Raw genomic sequence first — 24,862 nt, forward strand, 5'->3', positions numbered from 1 at the left:
CATCAGCCCCGGCTTATTCGGCGGCCGGTGCTTCTGGTTTGCGGCGCTTGAGCGGGGCCATGCCGTCTTTGCTGACGAGCGACAGGTTGTCGGTCTTCGGACGGTTGGCGATCTTGCGCTTGGTCGGCGACTTGGCGCCGGTTTTCTTCTTGTCGCCCTTGGCGTCGGTCTTTTTCTTCTTCACGCCAACGGCCTTGCCGGACGCTTTGACCTTCTTCGGCCCGGTGTAGGTGCCTTTGACTTCCTTGATGGTGCGGCGCTCAAACGACTGCTTGAGGTAGCGTTCGATGCTCGACATCAGGTTCCAGTCGCCATGGCAGATCAGCGAGATGGCCAGCCCATCGTTGCCGGCACGCCCGGTACGGCCGATACGGTGTACGTACTCGTCGCCGCTGCGTGGCATGTCGAAGTTGATCACCATGTCCAGGCCATCGACGTCCAGGCCGCGGGCAGCTACATCGGTAGCAACCAGGATTTTCACGCCGCCGGCCTTGAGGCGGTCGATGGCCAGCTTGCGGTCCTTCTGGTCTTTCTCACCGTGCAGGACAAACGCTTTGTAGTCCTGAGCCACCAAGCGACCGTAGATGCGGTCAGCCGCAGCACGGGTGTTGGTGAACACGATGGCCTTCTGGTAGGTCTCGTTGGCCAGCAGCCAGTTCAGGATCTGCTCTTTGTGCACATTGTGGTCAGCCATGACGATCTGCTGGCGCGTAGTCGCGTTCAGGTCGCTGACGTTGTTGACCTGCAGGTGCTCAGGGTTGTTCAGCACCTTGGCGACCATCTCACGAAGGGTCGAACCCCCGGTGGTGGCGGAGAACAGCATGGTCTGCTGACGGTTGACGCATTCGGCGACCAGACGCTGCACATCGTCGGCAAAGCCCATGTCGAGCATGCGGTCGGCTTCGTCGAGCACCAGCACTTCGACTTCCTTGAGGTCGAGGTTGCCGGCGTTGAGTTGCTCGATCATGCGGCCCGGGGTGCCGATCAGGATGTCCGGCACCTTGCGCAGCATGGCGGCCTGGACCTTGAAGTCTTCACCACCCGTGATGATGCCGGACTTGATGAAAGTGAACTGCGAGAAACGCTCCACTTCCTTCAAGGTCTGCTGCGCCAGCTCACGGGTTGGCAGCAGGATCAGAGTCTTGATACTCACACGGACTTTGGCCGGGCCGATCAGACGATTCAGAACCGGCAGGACGAAAGCGGCGGTCTTGCCGCTACCGGTTTGAGCCGTCACCCGCAGGTCACGCCCTTCGAGCGCGAGCGGGATGGCCGCTGCTTGCACAGGCGTAGGCTCGACAAATTTAAGCTCGGCCACGGCTTTGAGCAGGCGTTCGTGCAGGGCGAATTGGGAAAACACGGGTGCTACCTCGAAGAATTACAAAATATCAGCTGCATAGGGTAACGGTTTCGGGCGCCCAAACCGAGTTTCTTTACGCGAACGGCGCTAATCAGCTGCTTTTTTGTTAGGGCTTTTGTCCGTGACGCCAACTTTGTCGCACTTAGATGCTCTAATCGCCCCGTCTTGTCTTACAGAGGAATCGGTTTCACCCATGGATATCAAACAGCTCTGGCTCAACGTCCAAGACCTCTGGGGCGCCCTCGACGAACACCCGTTGCTGCATGCCAGCCTCGGTTTCCTGGTGTTGCTGGTGGTCGCCCTGCTGCTGGGACGGATAGCGCGATACCTCATCCTGCACGCCGTCAAATTGCTCGGCCGCCAACCGGCGCTGCAGTGGCTCAATGACCTGCGGCACAACAAAGTCTTCCATCGCCTGGCGCAGATGACGCCATCCCTGGTGATCCAGTTCGGCCTGTACCTGGTGCCGGCCCTGAGCAAAACCGCGATCCTGTTTATCGGCAACGTGGCACTGGCCATCTCCATCCTGTTCCTGGTCCTGGCCATGAGCGCCCTGCTCAACGCCCTGCTGGACATCTACGCCCGCACCGAACATGCGCGCACCCGCTCGATCAAGGGTTACGTACAGTTGGCGAAGATGGTGCTGTTCGTGTTCGGCGCGATCATCATCGTCGCTACCTTGATCGACCGTTCGCCGCTGTTGCTGCTGTCGGGCCTGGGTGCGATGTCGGCGGTCATCCTGTTGGTGTACAAGGACACGCTGCTGTCGTTCGTCGCCAGTGTGCAACTCACCAGCAACGACATGTTGCGGGTTGGTGACTGGATCGAAATGCCCCAGGTCGGCGCCGACGGCGACGTGGTGGATATCACCCTGCACACGGTCAAGGTGCAAAACTTCGACAAGACCATCGTCTCGATTCCTACCTGGCGCCTGATGTCCGAGTCGTTCAAGAACTGGCGCGGCATGCAGGCTTCCGGTGGGCGTCGGATCAAGCGCAGCCTGTTCATCGACGCCAGCGGCGTGCGCTTCCTGCGCGATGACGAAGAGGTGCGCATGACTCAGGTGCACCTGCTCACCGACTACATCGGCCGCAAGCAGGCCGAACTCAAGGCCTGGAACGAAGCCCAGGGCCATAGCGCGCAACTGCTGGCCAACCGCCGCCGCATGACCAACCTCGGCACCTTCCGTGCCTATGCCCTGGCCTACCTGAAAAGCCATCCGGACATCCAGCCGAACATGACGTGCATGGTGCGCCAGATGCAAACCACCGCCCAAGGCGTGCCGCTGGAGATCTACTGCTTTACCCGCACCACGGCGTGGGCGGATTACGAGCGGATCCAGGGCGACATCTTCGATTACCTGTTGGCGGTGTTGCCGGAATTTGGACTGAGCCTGTATCAGCAGCCTAGTGGCACCGATCTACGTAACGGGATACTGGCACTGACGCCCACCTCCCAGGTCTCACCAGCCCCGCAGTAGTGAAACCGGCGAGGCGCAAATGAGCGCCTCGCCGGACCAGTATCCCGGTAAAGCCGGCAACTATGTGTAGCCGCTGCCGCCGAATAATCAACTGACAGGACCAATAAAGGAAATTTCTTCCTACGCCTTTAGTGAATTTCACTACTTGCGCGCACTATTTCTAATCTGTTTTAAAAAAAACCAACGCCTTAGCATCTGGCCATCAAACAACGCCAGATAAAGGCCATCCTCATGTTATGGACAACTCAGCTTTCTGATAATGCGGCAGACTTTGTATTAACTTCGAATGCCGAAGCGTTGACCCACTATTGTGGCGCTGCTGCCTTTGCTCAACCTCGCGACTTTTATACCCAAAGTCCCTACCAGCGCCCTTCCAGGCCGCAGGACGTGACCGATGCAATCATCACCACCAGCCTGACCAGCGACCAACTTTCAAACAGTCAACATCTGTTGGCGCAACGCTTGTTATTGAATATCTACGAGCAAGACTTAGTCTTCTTACCCAAGCCGCCCTTGGAACTCGACTTCAAGGCATTCAAACAGTTCTATGATCCCCAGCACGCCGCCAGTGGCAAAAAAATCCGCCCCTTACTGGAACACTACTTATACAACTGGCTCAAGGAAGAAGTGCACATCAATGGCCCTTGGTGCCTGGACTCGTTTATCGCCCACACCGATAAAGTCCTGGATGACGTGGCCCAGGCCGAGTCAAAACTGCATGAGGTACTCACCACCAGTCGCCACCCCCAGCGTGCCGCCCGGTTTTTCATGACCCAATGCGCGGGAGACTTCCTCAGCGAAGCCTCGGCCATGGCGCGCAACGTGTTGGGCAACTGCGGCCTGTACACCAGCGAGTTGTTCAAGATCCTGATCGACGAATACGGCTACGGCGTCGACAAGAAGAAGCACAGCACCATCTTTGAAGACATGCTCCAGGACATGGACATGTCGCATCACGTGCACCACTACTGGCAGTTCTACACGCCGGCGTCGCTGTCACTCACCAACTATTTCCACTATGTATCGGCCAACCATGGCGAGCTGTTTCGGTACATCGGCGCCATGTACTACACCGAAGCCACGCTGGCGCTGACGACCAAGCACCAGTCACGCGCGATCAAGACCCTCTTCGACGGCCAGGTCTCCACGGCCTATTTCGATGAGCATGCTCACATCGATGTGCACCACGGCAGAATGGCCCTCCAGCGCCTGATCATTCCCATGATCAAGCAGTTCGGCACCAAGATCATCCCCGACCTCATCCGTGGCTTTGAAGAGTTCAAGCTCCTTCAGGACCTCGCCGACGAAGAAATGTATGCCCATATCAAATGGCATGACGAGATGGATGAACACCGCGCCAAGGCCGCGGCCCTGCAGGGTCTCAAGCCGGTGGACCTGACAATCACCGAAGCGGAACACGAACTCTCGGTGCTGCACACCCACCCCAATGACGAGCTGTTCTGGGTCGAATCCGGCGAGTTGGAGTTTGTCGCCAGCCCCGAACTGACCCTGCGCCTGACTGCCGGCGAAGGCGTGGTGATTCCCAAGGGAATGCTCCATGGCACGCGCATCGTCAGCCCGTCCTGCACGTACACCGTCACCGCCATCTGAATGGGCCACCCAATGAAAGCCATCAGCCTGAATATCACCCACGCCCATTACGTGGCCGTGGAGGACAGAACTTACTTTCTGAAGCGTCATGCGTATTCGACGCAATTGCTGCCCACGGCGTGCCCCCATCGTGGCGGGCCGCTGCACATGGGCGAAATGACGGGCGACGGCCAAAGCGTGATCTGCCCCTGGCACGACAACGCCTACAAGGTCTGCAACCTGGAAAAGAAGGCGCTGCCCACCGTGCGCGTCAGAAACCAGATCAGCACCGTGGTCGGCGACACCGAACGGTGCGTGCCGCTGCTTAAACTCTCCCGTTACGACGGATGAAGCCCATGAAGACTAAATCGACATTGACCGCGTTCTATTCAATCGTGACCCTCTTCACCGGCCTCGACATGGCCATTGTGATCGCGATGGTCTGGTTCGGCCTGGAGACCACCGGCTCGACATTCCTGGTAGGCGCCACCTTGTGCGTGGCGACCGTCGTGCCCTATTTATGCGAACAGTACATCGGCAAGTTCTTCACGATTGAGCTGAGCCTGAAACGGCTGCTGTACATTCGCCTGGCTGCTTTTGCCGCCGTACTGGGGCTGTCGTTTACCCAAGCCGCCATGCTGCCGATCGGCTTTCTGGCGATCGCGTTTGTGGTGGGCGTCACCGACTACTTCACCATCAGCACCCTGGAATCGAAAAACACCAAGCTGGTGCTGGCCGGCCTCACCGACAGCGACACCTGCGCACGGTTGATGCAAACCTCCATCCAGATCGGCGCCTTCGGCGGCGCGCTCCTCGGCGGCTTGATCGTGGATGTGTTCTCGGTCAACCAGACGCTGCAGATCATCAGCCTGGCGGCAATTGTGTCACTGGCCGGCGTCTACCTTGTGGCCGACAGCCCCAGCGCCGGAGCCGCCGACCAGACCGCAGCCGCCACCAGCGCCGCGCCGCTGGACTTGCCGCGCAACCTCTACATTCTGATCATTGTGCTGAGCATGATCGGTTTCCATATCGGCGCGTTCAACAGCCTGGTGCCGATCGTTTTCCAAAAGCTCAATGATTGGAACGCGACCCTGTTTGGCGTCGCCAGTGGCCTGGCGGGCCTGGGGGCTTTCAGTGCCGCCGTGTTGCCGCGCATCAAGCTCAACAGCTACGGGGCCATCGCGCTGGTGATATTGGCGGACGTGGCAATCGTCTACTTCCAGCACCTCTACGTGATGATGGCCGCTGCGTTCCTGCTGGGCTTCTGCATCAACAGCCTGCGGATCCAGCTGCGTAAAACCCTGATCGAATCGGCGCCCAACGCCCGGGTAGCCGACGTGATCGCCGCAAAAAGCTCGCTCTACTACCTGCTGGTCAGTGGCTCGGCGCCAATGATCCTGACGTTCTTTACCACCTCGGGGTTCCTCGGACTCGAAGGCGCACGCCTGTTGATGATCGTTTCCGCCGGCCTGCTGGCCACTGCCGTACTGGCATGGAACCTGACCCCCGCCGCCTCGCCTGCCGCCACCACGGAATAAGGATTGCACGACGTGAAAACCGTACTGATTGTTGACCCATTCTCCACGGGCAAACTCTATGCACCCTTGCTCAACGCGCAGGGCGTACGCTGCATCGCCGTGATCTCCACACGCGACTTGCCTGAACACTTCACCAACGACCTGGTCGCCGAGAATTTCCATGAGGTGTATCACTGGGAAGAAAGCCTGCTGACCACCCTGGAAGACTTGTCACTGAGCGCGGTGATCGCCGGTTGCGAAACCGCGATCTACCTCACGGACTACCTGACGGAGCTGCTCGAAATTTCCGGTAACAGCCGTATCACCAGCGACCTGCGCCGTAACAAATTCTCCATGCAAGAGGCGTTGAAAGAGCACGAGTTGGCACACATCGACTCGTACCTGTTGAGCTCGCAGAATCGCATTGGCGAAGTCGTGGCCAAGCTGGAGGAGTCGGCCACTTATGTGGTCAAGCCGCTGAATTCGGCCGCCACTGAAGGCGTGGTGTTTGCCCAAGGCAAAGGCGAAGCAGAGACGGCCTTGAGAAACGCGGCCTGGCGGAAGAAAAACGACCTGGGCGAGGTCAACCTCGGTTTTATCGTGCAGTCGTTTATCGCAGGGCCGGAGTACGTGGTGGACATGGTCGCCTTTGGCGGCACGTACATCATTGCCAGCGTCTGCAAGTACACCAAGGTCCAGAAGAACGGCAGCATGTTTGTCTACGAAAGCCTGGACACCCTTGATCCCCAGGCTGTTGAGCTCAAGCCGCTGACCGATTATGCCCGCCAGGCAGCGGCGGCTCTCGGCGTGCGGGTCGGGCCGATTCACATGGAAATCATCTGGTCTGACGCTGGCCCGGTGATGATTGAGGCCGGTGGCCGCTTGCACGGCGGCATCGCGCCCCTGTTGTTCCAACAGGTATATCTGCCCGACCTGCTGTCGCTATCGATCGACAGCTACCTCGGCCAGCCGCGCCCCGAGGTCGATGAAGTCAGCGAGATCAGCCATGGCCGGATCGGTTTCTTTTGCTCCGACGCACGCCGCACTTTTGCCCCGCCCTCAACCCAGGCCCTCCAGAGTGCCCAGGCGGACGAGGCCTATTGCGGCCACCGGTACTTCATCGCAGCCGGCCATACCACGCCGGTCACGATTGACTTCGCCACCTGTCCGGGGCTGTTCTGGCTACAGAGCCCTTCGGCGCTGCAACTGGACGCCAGTACGGCGAACCTGCGCAAACAACTGTGGGGCTAAGGTTATGCAAAGTCGCTTGATCATCAAGAAATCGGCCTGTGAGCTGGGTATCAATAATGCGTGCGCCGCCGTTATCGAAGACATCACCGTTTCGGACGACCAGTGTTTCGTCGGCGTGTTGCAAAGTAACCTGAACCACGTGGCATCGCGCCTCAATGAGCTGGACTCGAACATCGTGTATGAAGGGTTTGCCAGGCAGCTCAAAAAGCTCGGCTACGAAAACACCGTCAGCGCCAACGAAAAACTGCTGCGCCGCTTCATCGCCAAGGGCGTGTACCCCATCAACAACATCGTCGACGCCTATAACGCCGTTTCGATCCGCCATGGGGTCAGCATTGGTGTGCATACCTATCATCAGAAGGACGACATCTACGTGATGCGCTCGGAAAAACCGAGGGTGCTACGCCCGCTGTTCGCCAAGAAGGCCATCACGATTCCCGTGGGCGATATCGTCTATACGTGTGGGGATGTGCCGTTGGCGAGCATCGGCAAGGTGGACGCCGATGCCCATGATTTCCGCCTGACGAAGGACTCGTCGAGGTTATTGGTGGTGATCCTGGGGCATGACGACACATCGCTTCAATTCAACCAGGGCGTCATCGAAGAACTGGTGGACACGCTTCGTCAGAAAATGCCGAACCTGAGCCATCACTTTCTTGAAACCGTTCGCGATCATGCCTAGCGCCAGGCCTTCAGCACGGGGTTGACCACGACTTCCTTCACATGCTCGATGTTCAACAGGCTTTCCTTGAAGACCATCAATTCTTCAAAGTTCCTGTAGCGGACATCGAGCATCATGTCGACGTCGCCAAACAGGGAGTAGGCGTGCACCACTTGGCTGAACTGCTGGATCTTCGGAAACACCAGATGGCAATTGCTGCCATTGAGGGTCAGCATCAAAAACGCCGATTGCAGCGTCTCGTCGTCCTCGGCGACGTTGATGGTGAAGCCCAGGATGATGCCCTTCTCAATCAACTTCTGGACACGCGACTCCACCGCCGTTCGCGACTTGTGAACTTGCCGCGCCAATTGCGCCAGGCTGACCCGGGAGTCATCCTTCAAGGCTGCAATGATCAGTTCATCAATCTTGTCCACTCTGCCGCCCCCACACCGTTCTTTTCTATAACAGACTTTCATAGCCGCTCACGCATGCCTTGGGGCCATCACGTCGCAGACTTTACGCCAGGCACGGGTTTTATGCCCAATCGACTGATCCACACCGCCCCCAGAATCACCAACCCGCCCAACGCCAAACGACCGAGCGGCTCGTGCTGGTTCCAGATCAGCAGGTTCAGCAACAACCCTACCGGCACGTGCAGGTTGTTCATCACCGCCAGCGTGCCGCCATGCACCAGGCACGCGCCCTTGTTCCACCAGTACATGCCCAGCGCCGTGCTGACCAGCCCGAGGAACACCAGCACACCCCATTGCAGTGGCGCCTGTGGCAGGAAGTCGGCCTTGGCGAACAGCAGGAACGCCGGCAACACCACCAGCAGCGCGCCGAGGTAGAAGTAACCGAAGCGCCGGTAGTGCGGCAGGTCACTCGGATAACGCGCCACCAGATGCTTGTACATCACCTGCCCGGCGGCATAGGTGAAGTTGGCAAGTTGCAGCAGCAAAAAGCCCATCAGGAAGTGCGGGGTGATCTGGTCGAAACGGATCACCGCAGCGCCCGCCACTGCCACCAGGGCGGCAACCAGTGCCCAAGGGTTGAAGCGCCGGTTGAGCGCGTCTTCGATCAAGGTCACATGCAACGGCGTGAGGATGGTGAACAGCAATACCTCCGGCACCGTCAGCACGCGAAAGCTCAGGTACAGGCACACGTAGGTCACGCCAAACTGCAACGCGCCGATCACCAGCATGCCCCGCATGAAGGCCGGTTCTACCGAGCGCCAGCGGGTCAGCGGGATAAATACCAGACCGGCCAGCACGACGCGCACCAGCACCGCGAAGTAACTGTCGACATGACCGGCGAGGTATTCGCCGATCAAACTGAAGGAAAATGCCTGAATCAGGGTGACAACCAGTAGATAGCCCATGTACGCCTCGCTTCGAATGGGCGCGACATTAAAGGTTTTCAGGGTTTGAAGAAACTCAGGGCAAAAAAAACCCGACCTCGCTAAAGCGTCAGTCGGGCAGGAGCACTTAGGAGCAACAAGTGCAAAGGGAGGTTCGTACGCGTACTTGAAGGGTTTGCGTGGAGCGATATAAACACCGCGCGATTATCTGACGATTAAAGGATCAAGCGGCTCATGCCACGAGCTGTACCAACTGGGCCTTGGCGTGGTTGACGCCCTTTTCATGGAAGTCACCGCTCAGGTTCACTCCTTCCGCGTGAATGAAAGTGACGTCATGAATCCCGATAAAGGCCATCACCTGGCGCAGGTACGGTTCCTGGTGATCGGAGCTGGCGCCGCTGTGGATGCCGCCGCGTGCGGTCAGGACGATAGCACGCTTACCGGTCAACAGACCCTGAGGCCCGGTGGGGGTGTACTTGAAGGTCACACCAGCGCGCAACACGTGATCCAGCCAGGCCTTGAGGGTGCTGGGGATGGCGAAGTTGTACATCGGCGCAGCCATCACCAGCACGTCGGCGGCCAGCAATTCGTCGGTCAGTTCGTTGGAGCGATCGAGGGATACCTGCTCGCTGTCGTTGCGCTGATCAGCAGGCTTCATCCAGCCGCCCAGGAGGTTGGCGTCCAGGTGCGGAACCGGGTTGAGGGCCACGTCACGCACGGTGATCCGGTCCGCCGGGTGGGCGGCTTGCCATTGACTGATGAACTGCTGGGTCAATAGGCGGGAGATAGAGTCCTGCTGGCGGGCACTGCTTTCGATGATCAGAACGTTGGACATGGCTTCGTAGGCTCCATCTGTAATTGCTGTAAGTCGATGGAGAAAAGATTAACCAGGGCTCATTCGATTAAAAAGCGCAAAAAACTGCTATAACCCATCTAGAAATCTGTTGATAAGCGGAGTATTCCTGTGGACATGCTCCGCTGCCGCTTTATTTAGGCGCGCAGGTCAATGCGATACGCATCTTGATAATGGCGCGGTTGAACTTGACCGTAGTGTTGGTGCTTTTGCCCGCAGGCACGGTGACCGTGCGCCGACGTGGCGACTCCGGGCCGTTGGTGAAGATTACTGAACACACCGCATCAGTGGTGCCGTAGTTATTGAGCTGAATCGAACTGATGTCCTTGTCGACGTCAGTCGCCGTGTAATCAATGCTGACACCGTCAATCTTTTTGGTGACGTCGGTGGGGTAGGCAAACGCGCTCATCGGCAGCAGCGCCAGCAACACACAACAGAATTTTCTCATTCGGCAGTCTCCAATAAGGACTGCCAGCTTAGGACAAGAGGAACCCATCTTGAAAGCGCCCCGCGTTACCCTCGATCAATGGCGCACGCTGCAAGCCGTGGTCGACCATGGCGGCTTCGCCCAGGCGGCCGAAGCCCTGCACCGTTCGCAATCCTCGGTGAGCTACACCGTGGCCCGCATGCAAGACCAACTGGGCGTACCGTTGCTGCGCATCGACGGGCGCAAGGCCGTGCTCACCGATGCCGGTGAAGTGCTGTTGCGCCGCTCGCGGCAACTGGTGAAAAACGCCAGCCAGCTGGAAGACCTCGCCCACCATATGGAACAGGGCTGGGAAGCCGAAGTGCGGCTGGTGGTGGACGCTGCCTACCCCAACGCGCGCCTGGTCCGCGCCCTCACCGCCTTTATGCCGCAGAGCCGTGGCTGCCGCGTGCGCCTGCGCGAAGAGGTGTTGTCCGGCGTCGAGGAACTGCTGATGGAAGGCGTGGCCGACCTGGCGATTTGCGGCTTCAGCATCCCCGGTTACCTCGGCACGGAAATGAGCGACGTGGAATTCGTCGCCGTGGCCCACCCCGAACACCCCTTGCACCGCATGAACCGTGAACTGAGCTTCCAGGACCTGGAAAGCCAGATGCAAGTGGTGATCCGCGACTCCGGTCGCCAGCAGCCTCGCGATGTGGGCTGGCTCGGCGCCGAACAGCGCTGGACTGTCGGCAGCCTGGCCACCGCCGCAGCCTTCGTCGGCAGCGGCCTGGGCTTTGCGTGGTTGCCGCGGCACATGATCGTGCGCGAACTCGCCGAAGGCGTGCTCAAGCAGCTACCCTTGGAACAGGGCGGCAGCCGCCACCCCACGTTTTACCTGTACTCGAACAAGGACAAACCCCTGGGGCCGGCAACGCAGATCCTTGTGGAGTTACTGCGCACGTTTGACACGGCGCCCCTGGATGCGCCTTTCGCCGCCCCCCAACAAGCCTGAAACGGAGTTCATCCATGGCCTGGTTCGACCACGAAGGCTGCAGCCTGCACTACGAGGAATACGGCCACGGCACACCGCTGGTACTGATCCATGGCCTGGGCTCCAGCAGCCAGGATTGGGAATTGCAGATTCCGGTACTGGCCAGGCACTACCGCCTGATCGTGGTGGACGTACGCGGGCATGGTCGCTCCGACAAACCCCGCGAGCGCTACAGCATCCAGGGTTTCACCCATGACCTGGTGGCACTGTTCGAACACCTGAGCCTGCCGCCCGCCCATGTGGTGGGCCTGTCCATGGGCGGCATGATCGCCTTCCAACTGGCGGTGGACGAGCCCGACCGGGTCAGGAGCCTCTGTATCGTCAACAGCGCACCCGAGGTCAAGGTGCGCCGCCCCCATGAATACTGGTGGTGGGCCCAGCGTTGGACCCTCGCCCGCGTGCTCAGCCTGGCCACCATCGGCAAGGGCCTGGGCGACCGACTGTTCCCCAAGCCCGAGCAGGCCGACCTGCGCCGCAAGATGGCCGAACGCTGGGCAAAAAACGACAAACGTGCTTATCTCGCCAGCTTCGATGCGATTGTGGGCTGGGGCGTGCAGGAACGACTTTCGCGGATTGCCTGTCCAACCCTGGTCATCAGCGCCGCCCACGACTACACCCCCGTGGCGCACAAGGAAAACTATGTAAAACTGCTACCCGATGCGCGACTGGTGGTGATCGAGGATTCCCGCCATGCCACGCCTTTGGATCAACCCGAAGTCTTTAACGCCACCCTGCTCGATTTTCTAAAGACAGTCGAAACCACTACCCAGGATCACTGACCCATGCTGAAAAAAATCGCCTTCTTTGCCGGTTCCGTTCTGTTCGCTGCCAACCTGATGGCGGCTGAACCCGCCAAGGCGCCTCACGTACTGATCTCCACCACCAACGGCGACATTGAAATCGAACTGGACCCGGTCAAGGCGCCGATCAGTACCAAGAACTTCCTGGCCTATGTCGACAAGGGCTTCTACACCAACACGATTTTCCACCGTGTGATCCCGGGCTTTATGGTCCAGGGCGGCGGGTTCACCCAGCAGATGTCGCAAAAGCCGACCGAAGCACCGATCAAGAACGAAGCCAGCAACGGCCTGCATAACGTACGCGGCACGCTGTCGATGGCCCGCACCTCGAACCCGGACTCGGCCACCAGCCAGTTCTTTATCAACGTGGCTGACAATGCCTTCCTCGATCCAGGTCGCGATGCCGGCTACGCCGTGTTCGCCAAAGTGGTCAAGGGCATGGACGTGGTCGACATCATCGTCAACTCCCAGACCACCACCAAGCAGGGCATGCAGAACGTGCCAATCGATCCTGTCCTGATCAAGTCGGCCAAGCGCATCGACTGAGGTCTGCAGGAAACTCCGCATGCGGCCCATAAGGCCGCGTGCGCATTTGAAAGGAGAGCCCGCCCGGCGGGCGTCAACCCTAATGCTCTATCGTCGTTTTGAACAACTGATCGATATTTTCCGCGACGCGCCCAGCGAAGCCCCTCCCGATAAAGTCCTGCCCTTCTACCTCTACTACCTGCGCCAGGTGTGGCCGCACTTTGCCGCGCTGCTGGTGGTGGGCCTGATCGGCGCGTTGATCGAAGTCGCGCTGTTCAGCTACCTGAGCCGCATCATCGACCTGGCCCAAGGCACGCCACCCGCCGACTTCTTCCAGGTGCACAGCACCGAGTTGATCTGGATGGCCGTGGTCGCGCTGCTGCTGCGCCCGATCTTCGGCGCCCTGCACGACCTGCTGGTGCACCAGACCATCAGCCCCGGCATGACCAGCCTGATCCGCTGGCAGAACCACAGCTACGTGCTCAAACAGAGCCTGAATTTCTTCCAGAACGACTTCGCCGGGCGCATCGCCCAGCGCATCATGCAGACCGGCAACTCCCTGCGCGACTCCGCCGTGGCGGCGGTGGATGCCATCTGGCACGTGGCGATCTACGCCATCAGCTCGCTGGTGCTGTTCGCCGAAGCCGACTGGCGCCTGATGATCCCGCTGGTGACCTGGATCATCGCCTACAGCCTGGCGCTGCGCTACTTCGTGCCACGGGTGAAGGAGCGCTCGGTGATTTCCTCCGAGGCGCGCTCCAAACTCATGGGCCGCATCGTCGACGGCTATACCAACATCACCACCTTGAAGCTGTTCGCCCATACCCAGTCCGAACAGGAGTACGCCAAGGAAGCGATCATCGAGCAGACCGAAAAAACCCAACTGGCCAGCCGCGTGGTGACCAGCATGGACATCGTGATCACCACCATGAACGGTCTGCTGATTGTCACTACCACGGGCCTGGCCTTGTGGTTGTGGACCCATTCGCTGATTTCCGTGGGCGCGATTGCACTGGCCACCGGTCTGGTGATCCGCATCGTCAACATGTCCGGCTGGATCATGTGGGTGGTCAACGGGATTTTCGAAAACATCGGCATGGTGCAGGACGGTCTCAAGACGATCGCGCAACCATTGGCGGTGATCGACCGCGCCAACGCCCCACGCCTGACAGTGCCCCGTGGCGAAGTACGCTTTGAACAGGTGGATTTTCACTACGGTAAACAGAGCGGGATCATTGGCGGCCTGAACCTTGAGATCAAGGCCGGTGAAAAGATCGGCTTGATCGGCCCGTCCGGTGCAGGCAAGTCGACCCTCGTCAACCTGCTGCTGCGCCTGTACGACCTGCAGGGCGGGCGTATCCTGATCGACGGCCAGGACATCGCCGAAGTGGCTCAGGAATCCCTGCGCGCACAGATCGGCATGATCACCCAGGACACCTCGCTGTTGCACCGCTCGATTCGTGACAACCTGCTCTACGGCAAGCCCGACGCCACCGACGAAGAACTCTGGGCCGCCATCCACAAGGCCCGCGCCGATGAGTTCATCCCGCTGCTGTCGGACGCCGAAGGCCGTACCGGGCTGGACGCCCACGTGGGCGAACGCGGAGTGAAACTCTCCGGTGGTCAGCGTCAGCGTATCGCCATCGCCCGCGTGCTGCTCAAGGATGCGCCGATCCTGATCATGGACGAGGCGACTTCGGCCCTGGATTCGGAAGTGGAAGCCGCAATCCAGGAAAGCCTGGAAACCCTGATGAAGGGCAAGACGGTGATCGCGATCGCCCACCGGTTATCGACGATTGCGCGGATGGATCGCCTGGTGGTGCTGGAGAAAGGCCAGATTGCCGAAAGCGGCAGCCATGCCGAGTTGCTGGCCCATAAGGGCCTGTATGCGCGGTTGTGGCAGCACCAGACAGGGGGGTTCGTCGGCATCGACTGAGGGCCCCACATTGGTCGCCTGGATTTGTGTAAAAACCCTGCTGTACTCAGTGCAGTGCCCAGACGGGCGCTGAAGTAAATCTGCAGGGAGCATCACTGATTTACGGATTCGGTAGAGCGATCTATCAAGGACGTGCGGCATGTCTTTGTTCAAGCGTTCAGTCACAGAGGGGCTGGGTACGTTTTGGCTGGTGTTGGGCGGTTGCGGGAGTGCGGTGTTGGCCGCCGCGTTTCCTGCTGTCGGGATCGGGTTGTTGGGCGTGTCCCTGGCGTTCGGGCTCACGGTGCTGACCATGGCGTTTGCCATCGGGCATATCAGCGGTTGCCATCTCAACCCGGCGGTATCGGTGGGGTTGGTGGTCGGTGGGAGGTTTCCCGCCAAGGAGTTGCCGGCGTACATCGTGGCTCAGGTCATCGGTGGCGTCGTCGCGGCCGCCTTGTTGTACTTCATCGCCAGCGGCAAGCCGGGCTTTGAACTGGCCGGCGGGTTGGCCTCCAACGGCTATGGCGAGCATTCGCCGGGGGGTTATTCGATGGCGGCGGGGTTGGTCTGCGAACTGGTGATGACGGCCATGTTCGTGCTGATCATCCTCGGCGCCACCGATCACCGCGCCCCGAAGGGCCTCGCCCCCATCGCCATCGGACTGGCGCTCACCCTGATCCACCTGATCTCCATTCCCGTGACCAACACCTCGGTCAACCCGGCCCGCAGTACCGGCCCGGCGCTGATCGTGGGCGGGTGGGCGATCCAGCAACTGTGGATGTTCTGGCTCGCGCCGATCCTCGGTGCGGTGGTGGGCGGTTTTGTCTATCGATGGGTGGGCCAGGAGGACCCGGCCTGAAACGTACCGAGTCGTAGCAGCTGTCGAGCGCAAGCGAGGCTGCGTTGCGGTGTGTCAGGCAAACCGTAAACGCAGCCTCGCTTGCGCTCGACAGCTGCTACGGCCCGAAACTTGCGGTTGCCCATCAGGCGCTGTTCAGGCTTGTCGATACGGCAGCGCTGCCCTTGCCTCTTCGGCGTACGCCAGGATCCCAACCCGCTCACGTTCCAGGAAATCCTCCACGGCATTCTTCAGCCCCGGATGGCGCAAGTAGTGCCAGGAACGAGTGATCACCGGCTCAAACCCGCGAATCAACTTATGCTCGCCCTGCGCGCCGGCGTCGAAACGTTGCAGGCCTTGGGCGATGGCGTAGTCCATGCCCTGGTAGAAACAGGTTTCGAAATGCAGGCGGTCGAATTCCGCCAGGCAACCCCAGTAGCGACCGTAGAAGCTGTCGCCACCGATCAGGCTGAACGCCATGGCCACCGGCCGCGTGCCTTGCTTGGCCAGCACGACGCGGATCGCCTCGGGCATGCGTTCGGCCAGCAGGCTGAAAAACGCGCGGGTCAAGTAGGGTGATTGGCGGCGTACTGCGTAGGTATTGGCGTAGCAGGCGTAGACGAAATCCCACTGTGCTTCGCTCAGTTCATGGCCTTGCAGCCATTCGAAATCGATGCCCTGCCCCGCCACTTGCTCACGCTCTTTGCGCATCTGCTTGCGCTTGCGTGAACTCAGGGCGTCGAGGAAGTCCTGGAAGTCGCGGTAGCCACGGTTCTGCCAATGAAACTGGCAGCCCAGCCGTTGCATCCAGCCCGGTTGCCGGGCCAAGGCCTCGTCGGCCAAGGTGTCGGTGAAGTTGATATGCGCACTGGAGAGCCCTTCGATTTCCAGGTAGCCCGGCAGGCTGTTGAGCAATTCAAAACCGTCTTCGGCATTGGCCGCCAACAGGCGCGGGCCGCTGACCGGGCTGAACGGTACGGCCGTCAGCAACTTGGGGTAATACTCGATACCCGCCCGCTCGCAGGCATCGGCCCAACCGTGATCGAACACGTACTCGCCGTAGGAATGCCACTTGCGATAACCGGGCAGTGCCGCCACCAGCCGATCACCTTCCCAGTGCAGCAAATGCTCAGGCTGCCAGCCCGAGTGCGGGCCGACGCTGCCACTGTCCTCCAGCGCGCTCAGGAACGCATGCCGCACGAACGGTTGGGCCTGCGGCACCAAGGCGTCCCAGGTCTGCGGGGCTATTTCGGACAAGCTTTGCAGGCGTTGCAACGGCATCGGCATCCTCACTGCATCAGGGCGTAAAAGCCTCGCGAGTATCGCTTATCGCCGCCCCCAGCACACCCTCAAATCGCCCGACAAGGCTCTAAAGCAATAGTTCCGATCCCCACGCATTTGTCATCTAGATGACATCACTTAGCCACTGTTGCGTCATAAACCATCGCGATACTGACGCCTGTTTTTAGAGCGCCTGGTTCTACCAGGTGGCTATTTTTCCGTCCGTCATCGGTCGGTTGTGTCCTGGATGGTTTGCCATCCCTCCTCACTTTCGGAGATTGATATGCGTCTTGCTTCCACTAAAACTGCGGCGGCCCTGTGCGGCGGCCTGTTACTGGCCCTGAGCGTTCCGGCCAGCGCTGCAGTCGACGCTAAATTGCTCGACATGCTCAAGGCCAACGGCCAGATCACCGCTTCGCAGTACACCGAATTGCAAAGCGAGTTGGCCAAAGACCAGAAAGAACAGCAGATCGCCCGGCAAGCTCAACAAGAGACCAACGAACAGATCGCGGCCACCGCGAAGAAAACCAACGAGCTGAGCAGCTTCGACCAGAAGCTGGCGTGGGCCGCCAAGACTCAGTTCAAGGGTGATGTGCGTTTCCGCCACGAGACCGTCAAGATTGATGGCACCCCTAACAATGGCGGCAAGGACAAGGACCGTGAGCGCATCCGTGCGCGTCTGGGCGCCTACACCGAAATCAACCCACAAGTGGACACCGGCATCCGTATTGCGACCGGCAGCAGCGACGACGCCCGCTCCACCAACCAGGACCTGGATGGCTACTTCAACAAGAAGTCGATCTGGCTGGACCTGGGCTACATCGACTACCACCCGGACCAGATCAAAAACCTGCACGTGATCGGCGGCAAGATGCTGCAACCGTGGGTGAGCATGGGCGACGTGATCTGGGATAGCGATATCAACCCGGAAGGCCTGGCCCTGACCTACAAATACCCATTGGGGAGCAGCGCCGAGCTGTTCGGCAGCCTGGGTAACTACAACCTCAAAGACAACGTCAATGGCGACGGCGTGCAATTTCGCAATGACCTGCGCATGACCGCAGGCCAGTTGGGCTCGCGTTTCGCCCTGACCGACAACCTGAAGCTGACCCTGGGCGGCAGTGTGTATGCGTTCCAGAATGACGAAGACAGCCGCTGCCCGACCGCTGGTTCGACCGCTTGCCTGACCCCAGCCGAAACGGTCGCCAACACCACCGCAGGCAATGCCAGCGAGTACCGTCTGTACGAAGGCTTCAGCCAAGTGGATATCGGCGGCCTGGCCGTACCGCTATCGTTCTACGGCCAGTACGTGCAAAACACCAAAGCCACGGATAAAGACCAGGACACCGCCTGGCTGTTGGGTGCCAAGTCCAAGGTATTTGGCCTGAACCTGGACTACAACTACCGCGACGTACAGCGCTACGCAGTGGTCGGTGCCCTCACCGACTCGGACTTCGCCGGCGGCTTCACCGGTGCACGGGGTCACAAGTTCAAGGTCGGTTACGACATCGACAAGAACTTCGCCATCGGCGCGACGTACTTCCTGACCAAGGCGGATTACGCCAGCGTCGCGGGTTACCGCGATGCCAACGCCAATACCCTGCAGTTGGATGCAGAAGCCAAGTTCTGATAGTACGTGTAATACACCTTGGGCCAGGACGGCCCGAGGTGGCTGCAACAGCCTTGCGTGGCGAGATCGGTCCCCATCATCCGTTCGATCCAGCCACGCGAGCCTGCTTCCACCCCGCCTTTATTGATCCTTGAGCCGCTCGGCAGCCAGCCGCTGCGCCAAGGCATCCACATCCTTCACCGGCTCATCCGGCATGATCTTCAGCGTCGCCTGCATCAGGCGCATCTGACGGATAAACCGGCGGCAGTTCGGGCAGAACATCAAGTGATGACGCACCAGCAAGCGCTCGCGAAAGGTCAATTGCCCATCGAGATAGTCACTGGAACGTGCCACTTGTTCTTTACAGGTCAACATTCGCCCGTTTCCTCAAAATGCTCCACCGTGGCGAAGACTTTAAGCCGCGCTCGATGCAACAGCACACGAACATTGGACAGAGAGAGTGTCAGGAGATTACAAATCTCTTCCAACTCCAGGCCCTGGCGTTCACGCAACACCAGCACGCTGCTTTGCAACTGCGACAAACTCAGCAACGTATGCTCCAGGCATTCGCGCAGCTCATCCTCGGTCAGCAAGGCTTCCGGGGTGTCCTGATGCCAGGCAAACGGGGCGACCGCCCAGTGGCCGTCGTCGGGGGTAAAGCGCTCATCGCCGATGGTGCCGTGGGGCGAAGGCAAATCGTCGAGCAACACCTCGCGACGATTTTGCTTGTAGCGCCCCTTGGCGGCGTTGGCGGTGATGGTCAGTAGCCAGGTCTTGAGGCTGGAGCGCCCTTCAAACCTGGCGACGTTGCGGACCACCGACAGCCAGGCGTCCTGCACCACCTCATCGGCATGGCGCTGGCCGACGATTGCATAGGCCACCGCGCGCATGGCGCTCTGGTAGGTGGTGACCAACTCCTTATAGGCCTGTTGCTCGCCCTTGAGCAGCCGTTCAAGCAGGTGCGTGTCGTCCGCTGCTGCCATTTAGACCTCGATTGTCTTAGCGCTTGCGCAGGATCACGCTGCCGATCGAATAGCCCGCGCCAAACGAACTGAGTACCGCGACGGAGCCCTTGGGCAGATCATCCTGGTACGTGTGAAACGCGATCACCGAGCCTGCGGAGCTGGTATTGGCGTAAGTATCGAGGATCACCGGGGCTTCTTCCACCTTGGCTTCGCGGCCGAGCAGTTTCTTCACGATCAGGTGGTTCATGCTCAGGTTGGCCTGGTGCAGCCAGAAGCGTTTCACATCGGCCACGTTCAACTGGTTTTCTTCCAGGTGCACGCCGATCAGTTCGGCCACCATCGGGCACACGTCGCGAAAGACTTTGCGGCCTTCCTGCACGAACAATTTGTCGGGGGCGCCAATGCCCTCTTCTGCCGCACGGTTGAGGAAGCCGAAGTTATTGCGGATGGTGTTGGAGAACTTGGTCAACAGCTTGGTGCTGACCACGTCGAACTGGTGCTCGGACGTTGCCAGGTCGGCACGCTCCAGGACCACAGCCGTCGCGGCATCACCGAAGATGAAGTGGCTGTCGCGGTCGCGGAAGTTCAGGTGGCCGGTGCAGACCTCCGGGTTGACCATCAGGATCGCCCGCGCCTGGCCCAGTTGGATGCTGTTGGCGGCGTTCTGGATGCCGAAGGTGGCTGAAGAGCACGCCACGTTCATGTCGAAACCAAAGCCTGCGATACCGAGGGCTTCCTGGACTTCGATGGCGATGGCCGGGTAGGCGCGCTGCAGGTTGGAGCAGGCGACGATCACGCCGTCGATGTCGGCGGCGGTCCTGCCGGCGCGCTTCAAGGCTTGTTCAGCGGCGCCGACGGCCATCTGGCAGAGCACCGACCATTCGTCGTTGCTGCGCTCAGGCAGGCGTGGGGCCATGCGCTGCGGGTCGAGAATGCCGTCTTTGTCCATCACGAAGCGGCTCTTGATGCCGGACGCCTTTTCGATAAAGGCCGCGCTGGACTCAGTCAGCGCCTGCACCTCGCCGCGCTCGATGGCAGCGGCGTTGTCAGCGTTGAACTGCTGCACGTAGGTATTGAAAGACTGCACCAGCTCTTCGTTGGAGATGCTGTTGGCAGGGGTGTAAAGGCCAGTGCCGCTGATGACGACGTTATGCACGGTCGTTCCTCTAAATCTGTCAGGCAGAAGATATTGGTACCGTCGTACCAAACTTTAAGTAGTTTTATTCCGTCCAGCGGACATCAAACTGGCATCGCTTTATTCCATCGCGTCGCAGTACTTCGCGACAATCCCGGCATTTATGGGCGCGAAGTTTGCCACAAACCCAGGGATTTGGCGCCACTTCCAGACAAACACCGCTTAAATGTGGGACAGGAATCAGGCCTCGACCAGCGTCCACTGCTTACTCAGGCGCTTGTCGGAAATCGGCACCTTGGTGCCCAACTGCTGGGCAAACAACGACACCCGATACTCCTCCAGCCACCAGCGGTAGAGCTCCAGTTGAGGATCGCGCTTGCCTTCCTGGGCGTGTTTGTTCAGGCGGTTCTGGTACTGCGCCCATAGCCCACTCAGCTCGCCGCTCCACACCCGGTCTTTTTGCACCTGGCTCGGCAGTTTTTCAAGACGCAACTCGATGGCCTTGAGGTAACGCGGCAGTTCCTTGAACCACTGCGCCGGGGTTTCCCGTACAAAACCCGGATACACCAGGTTACTCAATTGCTGCTTGATGTCATTCAAGGCCACCGCCTGGGCCAGGTCGATCTTGCCTTTGAAGCGTTTTTGCAAGCCATGCCAGAGCTTCAGTACTTCCAAGGTCAAGCGCGCCTGGCGTTCGGCGTGCTCGGTCCAACTGCCGCGCTTGCGTTCGGCCAAGGCGGCCAAGCCTGCGCCATCACGCGGCAAGCTGGCTTCGCCTTCCAGCACGCAGGTGTCGAGGCTGGCCAGCAGGATGTCTTCCACCAGCGCGTCGATCCGCCCCAATTCGCGGTACATCAGCCCCAACTCGGTGAGACCGGGTAACTTGCCGCGCAGGAATTTCGCCGGTTCCGCCAGTTGCTGCATCAGCAGGCGCTGCAAAGCGCGGCGATGCTGGAACTCAGCCTCGGCGGCGGTAGAGAAACGGCCTTCCTTGACCGTACCGTTTTCTTCCACCAGCGCCGGATACACCGTCATCGACAGCCCGGCGATCTTCTGTTGGGTCTTCTCGGCCACGGCGGCGAACACCTTGGCTTCCACCGGCTGCTGGCTTTTCGCTGTTTGCGGCACGGCCAACGCAGCCTGGCTAGCTTCGGCAAAACGTGCGGTCAGCTCGGCCAGGTCGCGACCTTCGCCGAGGAACTTGCCTTGGCCGTCGACCACTTCCAGGTTCATCTTCAGGTGGTTCTCCACCTGTTGCGCCGACTCGGCCCATGCCTCATCGCTGACCCGCGCGCCCGTCATGCGCAACAGTTCGCGCCCCAGCGCCTGGGGCAGCGAGCCCTGGCCAAATTCGATGCGTTGCAGCGCGGCCTTGACGAAGTCCGGCACCGGCACGAAGTTCTTGCGCAGCGCCTTCGGCAGGTTGCGCACCAGGGCGATGCACTTGGCTTCGATCACCCCCGGCACCAGCCATTCCAGGCGCTCCGGCGGCAAGGCCGGTAGCAGCGGCGCGGGTACGCGCAGGGTCACGCCATCACGCGGGTGGTTGGGTTCGAAGTGATAACTCAGGGCCAGTTCCAGGTCGCCCAGGTGCAGGGTGTCCGGGTAATGGGTGGCAGTGACTTCACTGGCCTCGCGGGCGAGCACGTCTTCTTCGCGCATGATCAGCAACTGCGGGTCTTTCTGGCTGTTGACCTTGTACCAACTGTCGAAGGTCGCGGTCTGGTGGATCTCTGCTGGCAGGCGCGCGTCGTAGAAGGCGTACAGGGTTTCTTCGTCGGCCAGGATGTCGCGGCGGCGCGCCTTGGCCTCCAGTTCGTCGAGTTGTTCCAGCAGTTGCTGGTTGGCGGTGAGGCACTTGGCCCGGGACTGGATCTCACCGCGCACCAGGCCCTCGCGGATAAACAGCTCGCGGGACACCACCGGGTCAATCGGCCCGTAATGCACCGGCCGGCGCCCGACCACAATCAGCCCGAACAGGGTGATCTGCTCAAACGCCACCACTTGGCCGCGCTTTTTCTCCCAATGCGGTTCGAAGTGATTTTTCTTGATCAGGTGCCCGGCCAGCGGCTCGATCCAATCAGCGTCGATCTTGGCGACCATGCGCGCATACAGTTTGGTGGTTTCCACCAGCTCGGCCGTCATCAGCCATTGCGGACGCTTCTTGCCGATGCCCGATGACGGGTGAATCCAGAAGCGCCGCTGGCGCGCCCCCAGGTAATCGCCGTCTTCGGTCTTCTGGCCAATCTGGCTGAGCAGGCCGGAGAGCACCGCTTTGTGCAGTTTCGGGAAATCCGCCGGTTCTTTGTTGATCGTCAGCTGCATGTCGCGACAGATCAGGCTCAACTGGCGATGGGAATCGCGCCACTCGCGCAGGCGCAGGTAGTTGAGGAAGTTCTTGCGGCACCAATTGCGCAGCGGGCTGGCGGTCAGTTCCTGGCGCTGTTCTTCAAAGCCGCGCCACAGATTGACCAGCCCGGCGAAGTCCGAGTCCGGATCTTTCCACTGGGCATGGGCCTGGTCGGCGGCCTGTTGGCGCTCCGGCGGGCGCTCACGCGGATCCTGGATCGACATGGCGCTGGCGACGATGAGCACTTCCTGCAAGCTGCCAAGTTTGGCGGCCTCCAGCAACATGCGGCCCATGCGCGGGTCCACCGGCAGACGCGCCAACTGGCGGCCCAAGGGCGTCAGTTGACTGTTGCGGTCCACTGCCGACAACTCTTGCAGCAGATTGAAGCCGTCGCTGATCGCCTTGCCGTCCGGCGGCTCGATAAACGGGAAGTCGGTGATTTCACCCAGGCGCAGGTGCAGCATCTGCAGGATCACGGCGGCGAGGTTGGTGCGCAGGATTTCCGGATCGGTAAACTCCGGGCGCCCGATAAAGTCCTCTTCGCTGAACAGCCGGATGCAGATGCCCGGCTCAACTCGCCCGCACCGGCCTTTACGCTGGTTGGCACTGGCCTGGGAAATAGCCTCGATCGGCAGGCGCTGCACCTTGGCGCGGTAGCTGTAGCGGCTGATGCGCGCGGTGCCGCTGTCGATCACATAACGAATGCCCGGCACGGTCAGCGAGGTTTCCGCGACGTTGGTCGCCAGCACCACCCGCCGGCCCGGATGGGACTGGAAAATCCGTTGTTGCTCGGCCGGCGACAGGCGCGCGTACAGCGGCAGGATTTCGGTGTGCTTGAGCTGGGCCTTGCGCAGCATCTCGGCGGCGTCGCGGATCTCGCGCTCACCCGGCAAAAACACCAGTACATCGCCGGGGCTGCGCCGTTCGCTGCGCTCGTAGGCGGCGATTTCATCAAGGGTGGCGAGGATCGCCTGGTCGACGGTCAGGTCGTCCTCGACGCGGTTGCCCTCTTCGTCCTGCTCCAGGGTCAGCGGGCGGTACCAGGTGTCCACCGGGAACGTGCGGCCCGAGACCTCGACAATCGGCGCATCGTCGAAGTGCTTGGAAAAGCGCTCCAGGTCGATGGTCGCCGAGGTGATGATGACTTTGAGGTCGGGGCGACGTGGCAGCAGGGTTTTCAGGTAACCGAGCAGGAAGTCGATGTTCAGGCTGCGTTCGTGGGCTTCGTCGACGATGATCGTGTCGTAGCGTTCCAGGTAACGGTCGTTCTGGGTTTCCGCCAGCAGGATGCCGTCGGTCATCAGCTTGATCAGGGTGTTGGAATCGCTCTGGTCTTCAAACCGCACCTGATAACCGACCAACGCACCCAAAGGCGTGGCCAGTTCTTCGGCAACCCGACTGGCCACGCTGCGCGCCGCGATCCGGCGCGGTTGAGTGTGGCCGATCAAACCGTACTGGCCGCGGCCGATTTCCAGGCAGATCTTCGGCAACTGGGTGGTTTTACCCGAGCCGGTTTCGCCGGCAATGATCAGTACCTGATGCTTGTTCAGCGCGTCTTTGATCTCGTCGCGCTTGGCGGCAATCGGCAGGCTGTCGTCGTAGCGAATCACCGGCAGGCTGGCGCGCCGCGCCGTGACCTGGGCGCAGGACGCCTGCATGCGCGTGACCCACTGCGCCAGTTTTTCCTCGTCGGGCTTTTTGCGCAGCTCAAGTAACTGCCGCCGCAAGCGGTGGCGGTCGGCGAGCATGGCGTGATCGAGGTTCTTGAGCAGTTGGTCGATAGCGGGCGCTTGGTCAGTCATCAGGGCGGCAAGGGTCTTTTGGGTGAGGCAGGTGAGGCCTGCGCAGCATGAGTCGATGGAATGGAAGCGATTGTCGCAGATTTCGACACGACTGGAGACGTTGCATCATC

21 protein-coding genes and 1 pseudogene are annotated in these 24,862 nt (G+C 60.4%); 12 read left to right on the forward strand and 10 right to left on the reverse strand.

Annotated features, from left to right (window positions below; all coding sequences use genetic code 11):
- Positions 1-13: 13 nt before the first annotated feature.
- Positions 14-1,360 (reverse strand): DEAD/DEAH box helicase, encoded by a 1,347-nt coding sequence (locus NDJ82_RS03585; RefSeq protein ID WP_099584045.1) that lies wholly within the window; start codon positions 1,358-1,360, stop codon positions 14-16.
- Positions 1,361-1,553: 193 nt separating this feature from the next.
- Between NDJ82_RS03585 and NDJ82_RS03590 the strand changes: the two genes are divergently transcribed.
- From NDJ82_RS03590 to NDJ82_RS03615, 6 genes are all read left to right on the forward strand, one after another.
- Positions 1,554-2,840, forward strand: a complete 1,287-nt coding sequence (locus NDJ82_RS03590; RefSeq protein WP_250924943.1) for a mechanosensitive ion channel family protein — start codon at positions 1,554-1,556, stop codon at positions 2,838-2,840.
- Between the two features lie 387 nt (positions 2,841-3,227).
- Positions 3,228-4,451: an iron-containing redox enzyme family protein gene (locus NDJ82_RS03595; protein WP_250924944.1), complete on the forward strand. Its 1,224-nt coding sequence runs from the start codon at positions 3,228-3,230 to the stop codon at positions 4,449-4,451.
- A gap of 12 nt (positions 4,452-4,463) precedes the next feature.
- A complete protein-coding gene (locus tag NDJ82_RS03600; protein WP_099584043.1) occupies positions 4,464-4,781 on the forward strand; it encodes a Rieske 2Fe-2S domain-containing protein in 318 nt (105 codons plus the stop codon).
- Between the two features lie 5 nt (positions 4,782-4,786).
- Positions 4,787-5,968 (forward strand): MFS transporter, encoded by a 1,182-nt coding sequence (locus NDJ82_RS03605; RefSeq protein ID WP_158876934.1) that lies wholly within the window; start codon positions 4,787-4,789, stop codon positions 5,966-5,968.
- Positions 5,969-5,980: 12 nt separating this feature from the next.
- Positions 5,981-7,198 (forward strand): ATP-grasp domain-containing protein, encoded by a 1,218-nt coding sequence (locus NDJ82_RS03610; RefSeq protein WP_250924945.1) that lies wholly within the window; start codon positions 5,981-5,983, stop codon positions 7,196-7,198.
- A gap of 4 nt (positions 7,199-7,202) precedes the next feature.
- Complete coding sequence (locus NDJ82_RS03615; RefSeq protein ID WP_099584040.1) at positions 7,203-7,880, forward strand: phenylalanine--tRNA ligase beta subunit-related protein; 678 nt, start codon at positions 7,203-7,205, stop codon at positions 7,878-7,880.
- Here NDJ82_RS03615 and NDJ82_RS03620 read toward each other — a convergent pair.
- The 4 genes from NDJ82_RS03620 to NDJ82_RS03635 form a co-directional block, all read right to left on the reverse strand.
- On the reverse strand, positions 7,877-8,293 hold the full coding sequence (locus tag NDJ82_RS03620) for an Lrp/AsnC family transcriptional regulator (protein ID WP_099584039.1): 417 nt from the start codon (positions 8,291-8,293) through the stop codon (positions 7,877-7,879). The two genes, NDJ82_RS03615 and NDJ82_RS03620, sit on opposite strands and share 4 nt — an antisense overlap.
- Before the next feature lie 68 nt (positions 8,294-8,361).
- Entirely contained in the window at positions 8,362-9,237 is an 876-nt protein-coding gene (locus NDJ82_RS03625; protein ID WP_099584038.1) for a carboxylate/amino acid/amine transporter, read from the reverse strand.
- A 211-nt stretch (positions 9,238-9,448) separates the two neighbouring features.
- A complete protein-coding gene (locus tag NDJ82_RS03630) occupies positions 9,449-10,051 on the reverse strand; it encodes an FMN-dependent NADH-azoreductase (protein ID WP_099584037.1) in 603 nt (200 codons plus the stop codon).
- Positions 10,052-10,202: 151 nt separating this feature from the next.
- The gene (locus NDJ82_RS03635) at positions 10,203-10,517 is read right to left on the reverse strand and encodes a 3-phosphoglycerate kinase (protein ID WP_099584036.1); all 315 of its coding nucleotides are present in this window, start codon (positions 10,515-10,517) and stop codon (positions 10,203-10,205) included.
- Positions 10,518-10,566: 49 nt separating this feature from the next.
- On the opposite strand from NDJ82_RS03635, the gene NDJ82_RS03640 reads away from it, so the two are divergent.
- From NDJ82_RS03640 to aqpZ, 5 genes are all read left to right on the forward strand, one after another.
- Positions 10,567-11,490: a PA3225 family LysR-type transcriptional regulator gene (locus tag NDJ82_RS03640; protein WP_099584035.1), complete on the forward strand. Its 924-nt coding sequence runs from the start codon at positions 10,567-10,569 to the stop codon at positions 11,488-11,490.
- A gap of 14 nt (positions 11,491-11,504) precedes the next feature.
- On the forward strand, positions 11,505-12,308 hold the full coding sequence (locus NDJ82_RS03645) for an alpha/beta fold hydrolase (RefSeq protein WP_250924946.1): 804 nt from the start codon (positions 11,505-11,507) through the stop codon (positions 12,306-12,308).
- 3 nt (positions 12,309-12,311) lie between these two features.
- Positions 12,312-12,875: a peptidylprolyl isomerase gene (locus NDJ82_RS03650; RefSeq protein WP_078825643.1), complete on the forward strand. Its 564-nt coding sequence runs from the start codon at positions 12,312-12,314 to the stop codon at positions 12,873-12,875.
- An 82-nt stretch (positions 12,876-12,957) separates the two neighbouring features.
- On the forward strand, positions 12,958-14,790 hold the full coding sequence (locus NDJ82_RS03655) for an ABC transporter ATP-binding protein (protein WP_099584033.1): 1,833 nt from the start codon (positions 12,958-12,960) through the stop codon (positions 14,788-14,790).
- 139 nt (positions 14,791-14,929) lie between these two features.
- Positions 14,930-15,631, forward strand: a complete 702-nt coding sequence (aqpZ, locus tag NDJ82_RS03660) for an aquaporin Z (RefSeq protein ID WP_099584032.1) — start codon at positions 14,930-14,932, stop codon at positions 15,629-15,631.
- Positions 15,632-15,766: 135 nt separating this feature from the next.
- Here the strand turns inward: aqpZ and NDJ82_RS03665 are convergent, their stop codons facing one another.
- Complete coding sequence (locus NDJ82_RS03665; protein WP_250924947.1) at positions 15,767-16,891, reverse strand: GNAT family N-acetyltransferase; 1,125 nt, start codon at positions 16,889-16,891, stop codon at positions 15,767-15,769.
- Between the two features lie 283 nt (positions 16,892-17,174).
- On the opposite strand from NDJ82_RS03665, the pseudogene NDJ82_RS03670 reads away from it, so the two are divergent.
- A pseudogene (locus NDJ82_RS03670) lies at positions 17,175-18,050 on the forward strand (putative porin); the annotation flags it as partial.
- A 591-nt stretch (positions 18,051-18,641) separates the two neighbouring features.
- Here the strand turns inward: NDJ82_RS03670 and NDJ82_RS03675 are convergent.
- The 4 genes from NDJ82_RS03675 to hrpA form a co-directional block, all read right to left on the reverse strand.
- Positions 18,642-18,875, reverse strand: a complete 234-nt coding sequence (locus NDJ82_RS03675; RefSeq protein WP_032887702.1) for an anti-sigma factor family protein — start codon at positions 18,873-18,875, stop codon at positions 18,642-18,644.
- Complete coding sequence (locus NDJ82_RS03680; protein ID WP_112196420.1) at positions 18,869-19,483, reverse strand: RNA polymerase sigma factor; 615 nt, start codon at positions 19,481-19,483, stop codon at positions 18,869-18,871. The genes NDJ82_RS03675 and NDJ82_RS03680 overlap by 7 nt, the downstream gene beginning before the upstream one ends.
- Before the next feature lie 16 nt (positions 19,484-19,499).
- Complete coding sequence (locus NDJ82_RS03685; RefSeq protein WP_250924948.1) at positions 19,500-20,621, reverse strand: beta-ketoacyl-ACP synthase III; 1,122 nt, start codon at positions 20,619-20,621, stop codon at positions 19,500-19,502.
- 219 nt (positions 20,622-20,840) lie between these two features.
- The gene (hrpA, locus tag NDJ82_RS03690; RefSeq protein WP_158876948.1) at positions 20,841-24,752 is read right to left on the reverse strand and encodes an ATP-dependent RNA helicase HrpA; all 3,912 of its coding nucleotides are present in this window, start codon (positions 24,750-24,752) and stop codon (positions 20,841-20,843) included.
- Positions 24,753-24,862: the final 110 nt, after the last annotated feature.

The organism is Pseudomonas sp. SR18, assembly GCF_023701505.1.
GTDB lineage: Bacteria > Pseudomonadota > Gammaproteobacteria > Pseudomonadales > Pseudomonadaceae > Aquipseudomonas > Aquipseudomonas cyclaminis.